Source organism: Pseudoalteromonas sp. SR41-1, assembly GCF_014164015.1.
GTDB lineage: Bacteria > Pseudomonadota > Gammaproteobacteria > Enterobacterales > Alteromonadaceae > Pseudoalteromonas > Pseudoalteromonas distincta.
Window position 1 is genome coordinate 12594 of record NZ_JACJEK010000018.1, and the last position, 13426, is coordinate 26019.

16 protein-coding genes are annotated in these 13426 nt (G+C 37.9%); 2 read left to right on the plus strand and 14 right to left on the minus strand.

Translation table 11 applies throughout. The features are described from left to right. Nucleotides 1-155: 155 nt before the first annotated feature. Together H5118_RS15300 and ilvN are read left to right on the plus strand one after the other, a co-directional pair. Nucleotides 156-1880 (plus strand): acetolactate synthase 3 large subunit, encoded by a 1725-nt coding sequence (locus H5118_RS15300; RefSeq protein WP_024596926.1) that lies wholly within the window; start codon nucleotides 156-158, stop codon nucleotides 1878-1880. Beyond that, nucleotides 1880-2377, plus strand: coding sequence for an acetolactate synthase small subunit (gene ilvN / locus H5118_RS15305; RefSeq protein WP_182712417.1), 498 nt, complete (start codon nucleotides 1880-1882; stop codon nucleotides 2375-2377). The genes H5118_RS15300 and ilvN overlap by 1 nt, the downstream gene beginning before the upstream one ends. Nucleotides 2378-2469: 92 nt before the next feature. On the opposite strand, the gene H5118_RS15310 is transcribed toward ilvN, so the two are convergent. From H5118_RS15310 to H5118_RS15375, 14 genes are all read right to left on the minus strand, one after another. Beyond that, entirely contained in the window at nucleotides 2470-2745 is a 276-nt protein-coding gene (locus H5118_RS15310) for an HU family DNA-binding protein (RefSeq protein ID WP_002962474.1), read from the minus strand. A gap of 210 nt (nucleotides 2746-2955) precedes the next feature. Then, nucleotides 2956-3495: a DUF3833 domain-containing protein gene (locus tag H5118_RS15315; protein WP_182749346.1), complete on the minus strand. Its 540-nt coding sequence runs from the start codon at nucleotides 3493-3495 to the stop codon at nucleotides 2956-2958. 1 nt (nucleotide 3496) lies between these two features. Continuing rightward, on the minus strand, nucleotides 3497-3985 hold the full coding sequence (locus H5118_RS15320; RefSeq protein ID WP_165724281.1) for a chalcone isomerase family protein: 489 nt from the start codon (nucleotides 3983-3985) through the stop codon (nucleotides 3497-3499). A 53-nt stretch (nucleotides 3986-4038) separates the two neighbouring features. Further along, nucleotides 4039-4539 (minus strand): DUF2878 domain-containing protein, encoded by a 501-nt coding sequence (locus H5118_RS15325; RefSeq protein ID WP_149603678.1) that lies wholly within the window; start codon nucleotides 4537-4539, stop codon nucleotides 4039-4041. Then, a complete protein-coding gene (locus tag H5118_RS15330) occupies nucleotides 4517-5779 on the minus strand; it encodes a cyclopropane-fatty-acyl-phospholipid synthase family protein (RefSeq protein WP_182749348.1) in 1263 nt (420 codons plus the stop codon). The genes H5118_RS15325 and H5118_RS15330 overlap by 23 nt, the downstream gene beginning before the upstream one ends. Nucleotides 5780-5816: 37 nt before the next feature. Further along, nucleotides 5817-6554 (minus strand): DUF1365 domain-containing protein, encoded by a 738-nt coding sequence (locus H5118_RS15335; protein ID WP_182749350.1) that lies wholly within the window; start codon nucleotides 6552-6554, stop codon nucleotides 5817-5819. Then, nucleotides 6547-7803, minus strand: coding sequence for an NAD(P)/FAD-dependent oxidoreductase (locus tag H5118_RS15340; RefSeq protein WP_002962467.1), 1257 nt, complete (start codon nucleotides 7801-7803; stop codon nucleotides 6547-6549). The genes H5118_RS15335 and H5118_RS15340 overlap by 8 nt, the downstream gene beginning before the upstream one ends. Further along, nucleotides 7800-8510 carry an SDR family NAD(P)-dependent oxidoreductase gene (locus H5118_RS15345; protein ID WP_182692603.1) on the minus strand — a complete coding sequence of 237 codons (711 nt, stop codon included), beginning with the start codon at nucleotides 8508-8510 and terminating at the stop codon, nucleotides 7800-7802. The genes H5118_RS15340 and H5118_RS15345 overlap by 4 nt, the downstream gene beginning before the upstream one ends. Nucleotides 8511-8512: 2 nt before the next feature. After that, entirely contained in the window at nucleotides 8513-8941 is a 429-nt protein-coding gene (locus H5118_RS15350; RefSeq protein ID WP_024606010.1) for a nuclear transport factor 2 family protein, read from the minus strand. A gap of 1 nt (nucleotide 8942) precedes the next feature. Further along, nucleotides 8943-10337 carry a deoxyribodipyrimidine photo-lyase gene (gene phrB, locus H5118_RS15355; protein ID WP_182749352.1) on the minus strand — a complete coding sequence of 465 codons (1395 nt, stop codon included), beginning with the start codon at nucleotides 10335-10337 and terminating at the stop codon, nucleotides 8943-8945. Further along, entirely contained in the window at nucleotides 10337-11290 is a 954-nt protein-coding gene (locus H5118_RS15360) for a DUF523 and DUF1722 domain-containing protein (protein WP_138490055.1), read from the minus strand. The genes phrB and H5118_RS15360 overlap by 1 nt, the downstream gene beginning before the upstream one ends. A gap of 8 nt (nucleotides 11291-11298) precedes the next feature. Further along, nucleotides 11299-11979, minus strand: a complete 681-nt coding sequence (locus H5118_RS15365; protein WP_002962459.1) for a ChrR family anti-sigma-E factor — start codon at nucleotides 11977-11979, stop codon at nucleotides 11299-11301. Beyond that, a complete protein-coding gene (locus tag H5118_RS15370) occupies nucleotides 11972-12595 on the minus strand; it encodes a sigma-70 family RNA polymerase sigma factor (protein ID WP_002962457.1) in 624 nt (207 codons plus the stop codon). Before H5118_RS15370 ends, H5118_RS15365 begins: the two co-directional genes overlap by 8 nt. A gap of 68 nt (nucleotides 12596-12663) precedes the next feature. After that, a complete protein-coding gene (locus tag H5118_RS15375; RefSeq protein ID WP_024596915.1) occupies nucleotides 12664-13242 on the minus strand; it encodes an LON peptidase substrate-binding domain-containing protein in 579 nt (192 codons plus the stop codon). Nucleotides 13243-13426: the final 184 nt, after the last annotated feature.

Sequence of the window (13426 nt, forward strand, 5' to 3'; positions counted from 1 at the left end):
AACTATGAACACACACATTAATCTTTTAGTCGTACTCGTACTGGTCTTAGTTATAAGCCCAGCGGGGATGTATTAAAAGGTGATACTGCTTTTTAAAAACCCTCGCACTACGCGGGGGTTTTTTTATGCATAAAAAAGCGCACAGAGGAATGAGGATGAGCAAACAAGAATATAATGGTTCTGAACTAGTAGTTCAGGCATTAAAAGAGTTAAAGGTAAAATACATATTTGGCTATCCCGGTGGTTCGGTTTTAGACTTATATGATGCACTTTTTCAGCAAGATGACATTGAACATATATTAGTACGTCACGAACAAGCTGCAACACATATGGCTGACGGCTATGCCCGCGCTACTGGAGACGTTGGTGTTGTACTTGCAACCTCAGGCCCTGGCGCTACAAACTGTATTACAGGTATTGCAACGGCCTACATGGATTCAATTCCTATGGTTGTGTTATCAGGCCAAGTGCCTACAAATTTGATTGGCGACGATGCATTCCAAGAAACCGATATTGTGGGTTGTTCTCGCCCTGTAGTTAAACACAGTTTTAACTGTAGAAGTGCTAAAGACATCCCTACAATCTTAGCTAAAGCTTTTTATATTGCTAGCACTGGCCGCCCAGGTCCTGTCGTTGTTGAGCTTCCAAAAGATATGCTTAACCCTGCTATTAAGTTTGAATACGAATTTCCTAAAACCACCGAGCTGAGAACTTACAGCCCTAATACTAAAGGGCACTCAAAACAAATTCGCAAAGCCGTAACAGCTATTTTAGAGGCCAAAAAACTGGTTATCTACTCTGGTGGTGGTATTGTCATTTCAAATACATCAGAGCAATTAACGCATTTAGTTGAATCATTAAATGCCCCCATTACAAATACACTAATGGGATTGGGTGGTATTTCAGGTGTGCATCCAAACTTTGTAGGTATGTTAGGCATGCACGGCACGCTTGAGGCAAACAAAGCAATGGCTAACGCCGATGTGATTTTAGCGCTTGGTGCCCGATTTGATGACAGGGTAACTAATAATGTTCAAAAGTTTTGCCCTAATGCCACAATTGTTCATGTTGATGTTGACCCAACTTCAATTTCTAAAACAATTAAAGCACACATACCAGTTGTAGGTTGTTTAGCAACCGTACTTGAACAACTACAAGCGGGTATTGATAAAAGCCCAATTAAAATAGACCGCAGCGCGCAAGAGGATTGGTGGCGACAAATCATCAGCTGGCGCGAACAAAAGTGCTTAAGCTACAACACTGATGGCGACAAAATTAAGCCACAAGCTGTAATTGAAGCGGTTTATAAAGCTACTAATGGCGACGCTTACGTAAGTTCTGACGTTGGTCAGCATCAAATGTTTGCAGCGCAATATTATCCATTTAAGCATCCTCGTCAATGGATCAACTCAGGCGGCTTAGGCACCATGGGCTTTGGTTTACCTGCTGCAATGGGTGTAAAGCTAGCCTTTCCTGATAAAGAGTCTGTGTGTATTACGGGTGATGGCTCTATTCAAATGAATATTCAAGAACTATCAACCTGTTTACAGTACAACCTAGCGGTAAAAGTTGTATCACTTAATAACCGCTCTTTAGGTATGGTACGCCAATGGCAAGACATGGTTTACGGTGGACGTCATTCATCATCTTACATGGATTCACTACCTGATTTTGTTAAGTTAGTTGAAAGCTACGGCCATGTAGGCATACAAGTAAACACACTAGATGAGTTACAACCTGCTATCGATAAAGCAATGTCAATTAACGACCGATTAGTCTTTTTAGATATAAACGTTGATGAAAAAGAACATGTATACCCAATGCAAATTAAGTTAGGCGGCATTGATGAGATGTGGTTACGTAAAGGAGTAAAAGCATAATGCGTCGTATTTTATCTATTTTATTAGAAAACGAACCAGGTGCCCTATCACGTATTGTTGGGCTTTTTTCACAACGTGCATATAACATCGACAGCCTAACTGTTGGCACAACTGACGATCAATCACTATCACGTATTACCATTACCACTATGGGTGATGACAGAGTTGTAGAGCAAATTACAAAGCAGGTTAACAAATTAGTCGACGTGCTTAAAATTATCGATTTAACAGAAATGAGTCACATTGAACGTGAGCTATTGCTTGTCAAGGTATTAGCTCAAGACGAGACGACTCGTGCAGCGGTTACGCGAGTAGTTGATGTGTTCCAAGGTGCTATTTTAGATATGGGCCGACAAAGCTATAGTCTACAACTAGTGAGCAGTACAGACAAAATAGAATCGTTTTTAGACACTCTTCGTCATGAAACCGATATTATTGAAGTTGTACGTTCTGGCGCTGTTGGCATTGGTCGAGGCGATAAAGCCTTAAAAGCATAAATTTATAATATAAAGGCATCAATTGATGTCTTTATTAAACATAAAAAAAAAGAGCTAATTAGCTCTTTTTTTAATTTAATTCGTTAAACCTATTAAGGGTTTACTTGGTCTTTAAGACCTTTACCTGCTTTAAAGCTTGGGATAGTTGCCGCTGCGATTTGGATCTCAGCACCCGTTTGTGGGTTACGGCCAGTGCGAGCTGCACGTTCTTTTACTGAGAAAGTACCAAAACCAACTAATGCTACTGAATCACCTTCTTTTAAAGAAGAAGTTACAGCACCTGTAAACGCGTCAAGAGCACGAGTAGCAGCGGCTTTAGAGATTTCTGCATCAGTAGCAATTTTTTCAACTAATTGAGCTTTATTCATTGTTAGATTCCTATTCGTTATTATTTTGCCTTCGCAAAACCTATCTTTATGCATTTTTAAAGAGTTAGCAACAGCAAATTGCATTTTTTGCTTAAATTCTTAAAAAATGAGTAAAATTTAAATAATTCTCTGTAAAATACAGCGTGTTGGGTTAACAAAGACTTAATTTGAGTACAATTTTGGCGCAAGTTAAGCAACTGGGTAAATAAGCTATATTTTTTCGATCACTAAGGTCACTTCCCCGACCTCGACTCCAAACTTAACAATAGATGTGCGGTTTATCAAGCGCGATTGTGTAACCAGGTACATCCAATCATCAAAATTCACTTTTAAAGTACTGCCATCGTATGGAAGCTCTACATCGTAATTCCAATGAAATACGCTGCCATCACTTCTACCTTTTGCTGTACCTATAACATCATCTGCCAACCCCGTTAAACTATTGTCTTCGTTTAACGTTATTTTCCAAATACGCTTTTGAGTTTCGCCATCGTCATAAACAAAGTCTTCTTCAATAACGCCCTGGTTACCATCCCAGCTCGCATTCATATCTACGACAAGCTTGCGGGTCAATTCACCCTTAAAGTCTTGTACAACACCGTAGGCTTTCAAATTTCCACTAAAAAATGTTTTAAAGTCAAAGTTTGGCGATGTATTTTTATAATGCTCTACATTTGGTGCCGAACAGCTTATCAGCAACAAAGCAGATAAGCATACAAGAGCTGTTTTAAACACGTTAAATACATTCATATTAATTCCCTAATAGTTGCTTTCGTAGTTTCGGCTCAGAGGTTTTTTCATCCAGCCAAATGGCTAAAAAATCACTCGAAAATTGAGGTTCATTTATTTCGCCAATTTTTTCATCATTATGATAAAAAGTACTCATACCCTGCTCATTTGTGACTAACGTTAGCGAATCACCTTGTCTAATATCAGGCCAAATAGACAATAATTTACTGTCGTATTTGTCTGCTAGCTCTTTTTTTCCAATATGCTCCCACTGCTCATTTGTTGCTTTTACGATTTCTTTAGCTTCAAAGTCACGTAAATAGGTAAGTTTAAATTTAATAGGATGCGTTCCTGCGCTGTAATTACCTGAAGAGGTAAATAAAACCGCGTCATATACATCCCAAAATAAATACTCCATTCGTGCTTCGCCTACTTTGTTAAACTGTGTGTTAGCTAAAACAATTGAAGTTGTAAGCAAATAAAAAGTAACTGCCTTTAGTAAAAATTTCAAAATAAGCTCCCTTGAGTCAATGAGTAATGTTACGAAATGGGAATTGTGGGCGATCAGCGATTGATGAATAACTTGATTTTTTGGTTTATAAAAAGAATAACAGTAAACACTGTGGACCAAAGCGCACCGTAAACGAGCCAAAACTGCCATAAAGGTAAACCTAAACTTATTACTTCAAAACGTGCTCCAGCCCAATAACTTGCTGGCGCAAAAGCCATGCATACTAAAAAGGCCTGCCAAAGCTTTAATTTACTCAAAAAAACCATAGAAGTATTTAAAGAAAGTAATAACGCAGCCCATAAAAAGACGAGCCATAGAGGGAAGGGATAAACTTTAAATTCTAACAAGCCTAACTTTACTGCTATAAATTCTAATAATAGTGCTAAAGGTAGGGCTTTAATAAGAAGTAAGGTGTCTTGTTTTTTTTGTTTTGACAACCAAAACATTAAAACAATAATCAATCCGCTAAAAAGTAGCGAATCAGCTTCAAGCAGCAATGATAAAAACCACACTGCTTGAAATAAAACAAAATTAGTAACTGAGCGCAATATCATCGTTATCGCTAACAAAACGTGGTTTACGCGCCATTAAATGCACCGTACTTGTTGCTCTGGCTCTAAACGCGCCTTCGCAATAAGCAAAATAAAATAACCATAAACGATAAAAACGTTCATCAAATTTTGAGCGGTCCAAATCAGGCCAGCTTTTTATAAAACGGGTTCGCCAATCTGCTAATGTTCGTGCGTAGTGAGCGCCAATATCATTAACAGTGTGAATAACCATATCGGTATTATTTTTAATCTGCTCACTCATTTCGTTAAGTGATGGCAAGCACCCGCCCGGAAAAATATACTGCTGGATAAAGTCAGAGTTTTTTAAGTAGTGCTTATAACGCTGGTCGCCAATAGTTATAGCTTGTATGAGCATTGCACCGTCGTCTTTTAACAGTTCACCACATTGGGTAAAAAAGCTAGGTAAGTACTCATGACCTACCGCTTCTATCATTTCGATAGAAACAAGCTTGTCGTATTTTCCTCTCAATTGCCTGTAATCAAGCTTAAGTAATGTAATTTTACTTTCAAGACCAAGCTCTGAAATTTTATTAGCGACATAATCATGTTGTTCATCAGATATGGTTGTTGTTGTTACATGGCAATCGTAATGTGTGGCTGCATATATAGCAAAAGCCCCCCACCCTGTACCAATTTCAATTACTGAATCATTTTTTTGAAGCTCAACTTGCTCACAAATGCGTTTCAGCTTGTATTGTTGAGCCTCTTCAAGCGTCGCTTCTTTTGAAGGATATACAGCACTTGAGTAAAGCATTTCTTTACTCAAAAATGATTCGTACAAATCATTACCTAAGTCGTAATGAGCAACGATGTTTTTCTTAGAACCCGATTCAGAATTTTTATTTTTTATGTGATTAAACCGGTGTGCAATATTGCTAAAAAATGCGAATTTCTTCTCAAACTCATCAAGTTGCTTCTCATTTATAGCAAATATCTCAATGAAAGAGGTTAAGTTGTCACAAGACCAATGCCCCAAAATATACGCTTCACCAGCGCCAACGCTCCCAGATAATGCAAATGCCTTATACATAGCTTTATCGTTTACAATAATTGTTGCTTTTAGCACTGAAGATGGGTCGCCAAAAACTGTACGCTCATTCCCTTCAATTAAAACAACTTGACCTGTTTCAATTGACGAGAAGGCTTTAGTCACTAATTTTTTATATATGTTAGTTAACCAGTTTGTGCTTTGTTCGCAATTTAAGCTCGACACTTTATCCATTGAAATACCTATTAATTGTCCTGACTATCTATGTGCTTTATGGCTTGCCTGAGTGGCCTAAAAAAGGAACTCGTTTAATAAACAACTTTAACGCTTGATAATAAATACCTTTGAAAATAGACCATGTCATGGCCGGAAAACGTTTAAATAACTTATTAACTTCTTCTTTAGTAAGTTCTTTACGTTTTAAGCGAAGTGTAGCATCAAATAATAGCTCTTCATTTCGCTTATTTTCAATGTGTATCAATGTTTTATCAGGCGATTGCTTAACATGCCAATGATAGTTCATATCTAGATTCATAAAAGGTGATACGGAAAAAACCTTTTTAAAGTTCACTTTTTTTTCTAAAGGTACTAAATAATAATGACGTTCGTTCCATGGTGTATTACTTACTTCAGCAATCATGTATTTAAAACGGGTGTCGTTATGACCAAAAAAGTAAAAATTAACAGGACTAAAATACACACCAAAACAACGAAGTTGCCCAAGCATGTAAATATGAGTAAAGGTTTCAGTAATACCTAAATTGGCAAGTTGTTCGTGTGCACGATCAATAAGAGGACGTTTAGCAAGCTGTGAGGTGCCTTTAAGATAATCAGCTTCATTAAACTTTAACGCCTTTAAGCCTGACGTACCTATGTGTTTATGCACACCATTTAGTTGTTGAGGATTATTTAAATCTACCCACATCATATACAGAGGGTAACTAAAGCGATGTTCTTTAACAGCAAAACGGCGATGTTTAACATCGCCTAAATACACTGCACTAGTCAAATTCGACCCCAAGTTGCTTGGCTACATCTACACCACTGTGTACGCCATCTTCATGAAAACCATTGTACCAATAAGCGCCACAAAAATAACTATTATTGTGTCCGTCAATACTGTGTTTAAGTTTTTGAGCCGCAATAGACTCTTGGTTAAATACAGGGTGGTGATAAGTAAACTCGCGCAAAATTTTACTTTGGCTTATTCCTTCAAGATGGTTAAGCGTTACACAGAACTGTGTATCTGATTGTATACCTTGCAAAATATTCATTTGGTAAGTTACAACAGCGGCTTTATCAGTGTTGTTGTTAAGTAGGTAGTTCCAGCTTGCCCATGCCGCTTTTCTATCTGGTAAAAGGTTTGTATCGGTGTGCAACACCACTGAGTTCTCAGTGTAAGCTATTGCACCCAATACAGACTTTTCTTGCTCAGTAGCATCACCCAGTAGTGCAAGCGCCTGATCTGAATGACAAGCAAATATTACTTTATCAAATTTACTTTGCTCACCATTGGCAAACTCTATTGTTACTTCATCATTTTGCCGCGTAACTGATTTAATATTTGTATTGAGGTTAATTTTGTCGGCAAAACCTCTGATCAGCGGCTTTATATACTGACGAGAGCCTCCTGGTACTACATACCACTGTGGTCTATTGGTTACATCTAAAAGCCCATGATTAAAGAAAAACTTAACAAAAAACTCAACGCCTACGTTTTCCATTTCTTTAATACTGGTAGACCAAATAGCCGCGCCCATAGGAAGAATATAATGGTATTTAAAAAAGTCATTAAACTGGTTATCGTTAAGCAATTGCCCTAATGATTGATCAGACTGGTAATCACCTTTTTCATGCATTGCTTTGCACAGTTTGTTAAACCTAACAATGTCGTACAATAATCGCCAAAACTTAGGTCTAAAAATATTACGACGCTGTGCAAATAAGCTTGTAAACGTATGTCCATTGTATTCAAAACCAGTGGCTTCGTTATGCACACTAAAGCTCATCTGGGTTGTTTGTTTATCAATACCAATGCGCGAAAGTAGCTTTTCAAAATATGGGTAAGTTCGGTCATTAAATACAATAAAGCCTGTATCTATTGCGTATTTGATGCCACACACATCAACATCAACCGTTGCTGTGTGGCCACCTATGTAATCATTTTTTTCAAATACGGTTACATCGTAATGTTTGTGAAGCAAATGCCCACATGTTAAACCAGATACACCAGTTCCTATTATTGCTATTTTTTTCAACGGGCTAATCCTTTTGCGATTTTAAGCCAAATCGGCAGTGGTAAAATGCGTAAAGCTTTTAATATAAGTGTAAAACGATAAGGGAAATGAACGTCTTTGCGGCGTTTTTGAATACCCTTAATCATGTAGTCAGCTGCTTTTTCAGCAGTAACGGCCATAGGCATCGGGAAATCATTTTTATTAGTAAGTGGCGTTTTTACAAACCCGGGATGAACTAAAGTCACATCAACATCATTTAAATCAACCGCTAAGCTTTTTGCTAAGTAACTTACACCCGCTTTTGATGCACCATAAGCTTCTGAACGAGGTAGCGCAAGATAAGTAACACTTGAGCTGACCAAAACAAGTTGGCCGCCTGGATTTATTTTAGGAAGTAACGCCTCAAGGCAATACCCCATAGAAAGTAAGTTAACGTTTATTACACGCTCAAACAACGCGCTATCAAAGTTGCGCGCATCATCTATATATTCACAATTACCAGCGTTTAAAATAACACGGTCAAATTGAGGAAAGCCAATAGTAGACTCTTTTATATCTTGCAGGTTAGTTGCATCAAATTTACATGCTTGGATATTGTCGTATTTAGCAAGCTCGGCAAGCTTATCACTATTACGGCCGCAAGCTATGACAGTGTCTCCTAGCTGTGCATATTTAATTGCTAGCTGCTCGCCAATACCTGATGTAGCACCCGTTATAAGTGTGATCATAATTAACCTGCCCTTTTATCAATTAGCTTTATAACGCTACCAAGTAAAGGAATGTGTTTATATAACAACTCGCCCACATTAAAGTAGTCTCTGTGCTTAATAATTTTGCCATCTTTAAAAATAAGCTTGCTATGACCGTCTACCGAGATAGTTTTACCTGATGACAGCTTTGGATGTGCATAATGCATAGTCCAATAAATAAAAGCATTGTTACCGCTATTAAACGAATCAGTAATATCAAACTGGCAATGCTTAACATTGCTGTATAAGTTAGCAAAGTACCTGCGCAATTCTACAATGCCGTTAATTTCATGCATCGGGTCTATAAACTGTATGTTGTCACAGTAAATATCACTCAATAAATCAAGATTAGTGCTATCAAGCTGTTGGTATATTTCAACAAATTTATCTACTGGTAACTGGTTATCCATATCACACCTTAAATGCAGCAAGTGCACGTTCTCGTGCCGCTTTATGATCAACTATTGCTGGCCAGTAACATTCCTTATCTTTGCCGGTTGCGGCTAAATAAGTGTGTGGAAAATGAATGTGTTTATCTGGCACGTTTTCAAGCTCTGGCAAATACTTACGGATAAACTTGCCCGTTGGATCAAAGCGCTCGCTTTGTCTGATAGGATTAAAAACTCTAAAATAAGGCTGAGCATCACAGCCCGTACTTGCAGCCCACTGCCAACCACCATTATTTGAGGCTAAATCGCCATCAATTAAGTGCTGCATAAAAAAGCGTTCACCTTCACGCCAGTCTATTAATAAATGTTTAGTTAGAAAGCTTGCAACAACCATTCGTAAACGATTATGCATCCAACCGGTTTGCTTAAGTTGTAGCATTGCTGCATCCACTAATGGGTAACCTGTACGCCCTTCGCACCATGCTTTAAAATCGCTTTCACTTTTACGCCACACTACAGCATTATACTTTTCGTTGAAGTTATCGCCGCGCGAAAGCTTCGGAAATTCAGCAATTAAATGTCTGTAAAATTCGCGCCAAACAAGCTCGTTAATCCACGTAAACGTTTTACTTTTTGATGTAGTTAAAATATCAGGATAACGCTGCTGAATATTAATAAGCAGTTGCTTTGTGCTTACAATACCTAGTGCTAAATACGGGCTTAAACCCGATGTGCCTTTTACACTGGGAATATCACGCTGGTCGTCGTAACTTGTAAGTTTGTCGCATATAAAATTATCAACTACCGTAGAGAGTGTTTCGTCGTCAACCGGCCACTTATCTGAGCACCCATCACTTTTTAGTAAGTCACTCTCGTCAAACTCAATAAGCTCAGAAGTTAAAGGCCATTGTGGCAAACTAAAGTGTGTATCTTGATACTGCTTTAACCATGCACGTTTAAAGGGAGTAAACACTTTATACATTTCATTACTTTGATTTTTGACCGTTCCAACAGGTGCAATTAAATCACCTTCGTACAAAGTAAAAGTAATAGAAAGCTCATCGCATTCATGCAAAATTGCTTTATCGCGGTTTACTTCATTAAGCTCATATTCTGTATTAGCAATTACGTGTTTTACATCGTTTGCTTTACAAAAGTTAATAAGCTCGCGCGTACAATCACAAAAGCTAGGCGCTTCAATAATATGTAAAGTAATACCGTAATCAGCAAGTTGTGATTGAAGATAAGTAACTCGGCGCTTGAGTAAGTCAATCTGAATAGGCGCAGCTTGGTGTTGTTGCCACTGCTTTTCAGACACAAAAAAAATGGCGTGTTTAGCGCCATTATTTAGCGCTTGAATTAACGCTTCATTAGAAAAAAGGCGCAAATCGCGCCTAAACCAAAATAATGTATCCATTAAATACCAAATCGTAGTTTTAAATCGTGAGGGTATGGGTTAAAAAACACTTGTTTTTCAAGGTACTCATTCGGATGAACTTTCAAATGATGTTTTAACAAGGTAAGTGGTACATACAATGGCACCAATCCTTCGCGGTATTCGTCTATCGCATCACGAAGTTCTTGTTTTTCAACCTTCGATAAATCATTTTTAAAGTAGCCTTGTAAATGCATTAGGGTGTTGCAATTATTTCTTCGAGAAGCAGGCTTTTTCAGACCCGTCATCAAACCTAAAATATATTCATCCGCAACTGCATTTATATCATCACCTACGAACGTTCCAAGCAGATTACCCAAATCTCGATAAGCTTGGTAATTGTGAGCCATCAACAAGTACTTATACTGAGAATGAAATTGAGTAAGCTTGTGAACCGTTAGTGGTTCTTGTACCAACTTTTGCCAATTTTTAAATACGTAAATTCTCATTACAAAGTTTTCACGTAAATGCATGTCATTTAAGCGACCGTTTTCTTCACATGGCAATAATGGGTTGTGCTTCATTATTTGCTCAGCAAAAAAACCAACGCCTTCAGAAGTATTACCCGTGCCTGCTTCGTTGTATATTTTAATGCGTTCCATGCCGCAGCTTGGACTTTTTGCGCAAAATACAAACCCGCTCAACTCTTTAGCTTGTTCTGTTGCAACTTTTTTACCATACTCGGTAAGTTGTTGGCCTACGTCTCCAGTACCATCTGGGCGACATACTTTAATAGTATCTCCCACTTTAACTTGGCGAATAGTTGGTCGAGGTATTGGTAAACCTACCGCTACCTCCGGACAAAACCGTGTATATTCAACGTGTTTACCTAACTCATCCATACAGAAATTTGACTTTTTATGACCTGTGTCAAATCTAACTTTTTCGCCTGCTAAGCAGGCGCTTATACCTATTTTTATTATATCTGTGTGCATAAATTCTCTTAGTAAATCAAATTACCTATTGGATTTAGTAACTTGCTGAAGCCCTTATTAAAATGTAGCGCACTACTGACAACTGTAAAGCACAAACAACCATCTTTTGTTAAAGGAGTATGTTGGTGGCTACCATCTTGCCATATAAAGTCACCTGGTACATATTTTCCTTCTTCATCACTAAACTCGCCATCTAGGAGTAAAGTAACTTCAAAGCCAGTGTGCGTGTGTTCTGGTATTTCACCACCAGCATCAATATGTAACAAACTAGAGCGTAACGGGCCATCATCAAGTGCAATACGCGATCTCGCAAGCTTACCCACTTGGGTAAATTTACTGTGAGAAATACGCGTTAGCGCACGTGGAAGCTGATAGTTATGCTCATTAACTTTAATAGAAACAGGCTCTACTTCATAAACTTCGTCAATAGAATCATCAGACGTGATCATATCAAGCACATTCAATTCAAATTCTTCAAGTAACTCAGGTTGCTCAGCTTGAGGTTTCTCATATTGCGCTGGCTCTTCGCTAAATAATGCGTTTGCATTGCTTGCCTCAATTTTAGCTACTTTAGCTTGGCACACAGGGCACATATCTACATGTATAGAAACGGCTAAACTCAATGATGTAGCAAGTGATGCATCGCAATACTGTGTCAGTAAAGTTTCACTCGGGTGATGTTTAATCATGCTGATCTCCCATTTCATTACGTAATTTTTGCAAGGCCAAACGTAATCGTGATTTTACCGTGCCTACTGGAATATTAAGTTGATGTGCAAGTTGCTCTTGCGACATGTCTTGAAAATAAACGCCTCTTACCACTTCGCGTTGAGCAATAGGTAATTTGTCTAAATAACGTTTAATTTGTTTATCTTCTAAATGATCACTGTATTCGTGATGTGTATCTTGTGATTCGTTTAATAACGGCCAAATATCTTCGCTTATGTTTTCTTCTTTATTACTTTTCATTTTACGAAGCATATCGAATGAAGCGTTACGCATAACGGTATAAACCCAAGTAGTAGCCGCACCTTTATCACTGTGATACAAATGTGCTTTACGCCAAACAGATGTTAACGTCTCTTGCACAAGCTCCATTGCTTGAGCTTCAACACCAAATTGCTTAATTCCAAAGCGTTTAATTTTTGGCGCAAAGTATTCAAATAAATAGGAAAATGCTTTTTTATCGCGTGACTGTGCAACATCTATAAGCGCTTGCATGAGTTCTTTACTCGGCGTTTCTGGCATGGCAGTGTACTTACCTGTATTAGGTTCACAACGTGGTGATTGTTGTTGACTTACCATAATAATTTATCCCGTTATTGCTTTTGTATTAAGTAATACGGGCAATAATTAATTTAGGATCATAAAATTTAGGCAAATTCGTTATTAATCACAGTATGGAGGAAATTCAGTAAGTTATCAAAGTTCGTTTCAAACGCAAGTTGCTGTTTTTTCTCAATAGAAATAGGTAGGAGCTCAAGCCAACGGGCTGCAATCCAAGGCAGTTTGTCAAAGTGAGTTTTTTTGTACAGTAAATTAAGTTCCGGATTACTTTTAAACACGTTTAAAAGCGCATCATGCAATAAGTCATGTTCGCCAACTGAGTTGTTAGAATCCTTATACCAATATGGCGTATTACAAGAAGACACCAAACCATGTCGCAGTTCGTCCTCGTCTTGATAAACGTCATTTATTTGAACGCTTTGAGAAGCAAACACATCGATTAATAATACATCGTTGTCGTCTTGGTCAAAATCAATAATATCAACAAGGCAACCTTGCGCGCTTATATTAAATGGCGTGTCGTGCTCAAATGTACAAAGCACAAACCCTGTATTGTTTTTTAATGCGGTTTTAACCATATTTAAATAGCGAGGCTCAAATATGCGTAATCGCGTATAGCCTTCAGGTAACATAAAAATGGGTAATGGAAAAATCGCACGTTTCATAAAGTCTACTTCTTTCAAACACTCTGCCTTTATTTACGTGCGCTTTTGCTAAGTCGATCAGCTTTGTATGAATCGAATTAATTACCAGCTATATAATTGGCTAAAGATTAAACCAACCTCCCATAGCTTTAAACACTTGAACCGAGTAATAAGCGCTAATCATACTGACTACGGGTGCTAACAT

Coding starts and splice junctions, on each gene's coding strand:
- H5118_RS15300 (WP_024596926.1), top strand. CDS start 156: ATGAGCAAACAAGAATATAATGGTTCTGAACTAGTAGTTCAGGCATTA.
- ilvN (WP_182712417.1), top strand. CDS start 1,880: ATGCGTCGTATTTTATCTATTTTATTAGAAAACGAACCAGGTGCCCTA.
- H5118_RS15310 (WP_002962474.1), bottom strand. CDS start 2,745: ATGAATAAAGCTCAATTAGTTGAAAAAATTGCTACTGATGCAGAAATC.
- H5118_RS15315 (WP_182749346.1), bottom strand. CDS start 3,495: ATGAATGTATTTAACGTGTTTAAAACAGCTCTTGTATGCTTATCTGCT.
- H5118_RS15325 (WP_149603678.1), bottom strand. CDS start 4,539: ATGATATTGCGCTCAGTTACTAATTTTGTTTTATTTCAAGCAGTGTGG.
- H5118_RS15330 (WP_182749348.1), bottom strand. CDS start 5,779: ATGGATAAAGTGTCGAGCTTAAATTGCGAACAAAGCACAAACTGGTTA.
- H5118_RS15345 (WP_182692603.1), bottom strand. CDS start 8,510: ATGATCACACTTATAACGGGTGCTACATCAGGTATTGGCGAGCAGCTA.
- H5118_RS15350 (WP_024606010.1), bottom strand. CDS start 8,941: ATGGATAACCAGTTACCAGTAGATAAATTTGTTGAAATATACCAACAG.
- phrB (WP_182749352.1), bottom strand. CDS start 10,337: ATGGATACATTATTTTGGTTTAGGCGCGATTTGCGCCTTTTTTCTAAT.
- H5118_RS15360 (WP_138490055.1), bottom strand. CDS start 11,290: ATGCACACAGATATAATAAAAATAGGTATAAGCGCCTGCTTAGCAGGC.
- H5118_RS15365 (WP_002962459.1), bottom strand. CDS start 11,979: ATGATTAAACATCACCCGAGTGAAACTTTACTGACACAGTATTGCGAT.
- H5118_RS15370 (WP_002962457.1), bottom strand. CDS start 12,595: ATGGTAAGTCAACAACAATCACCACGTTGTGAACCTAATACAGGTAAG.
- H5118_RS15375 (WP_024596915.1), bottom strand. CDS start 13,242: ATGAAACGTGCGATTTTTCCATTACCCATTTTTATGTTACCTGAAGGC.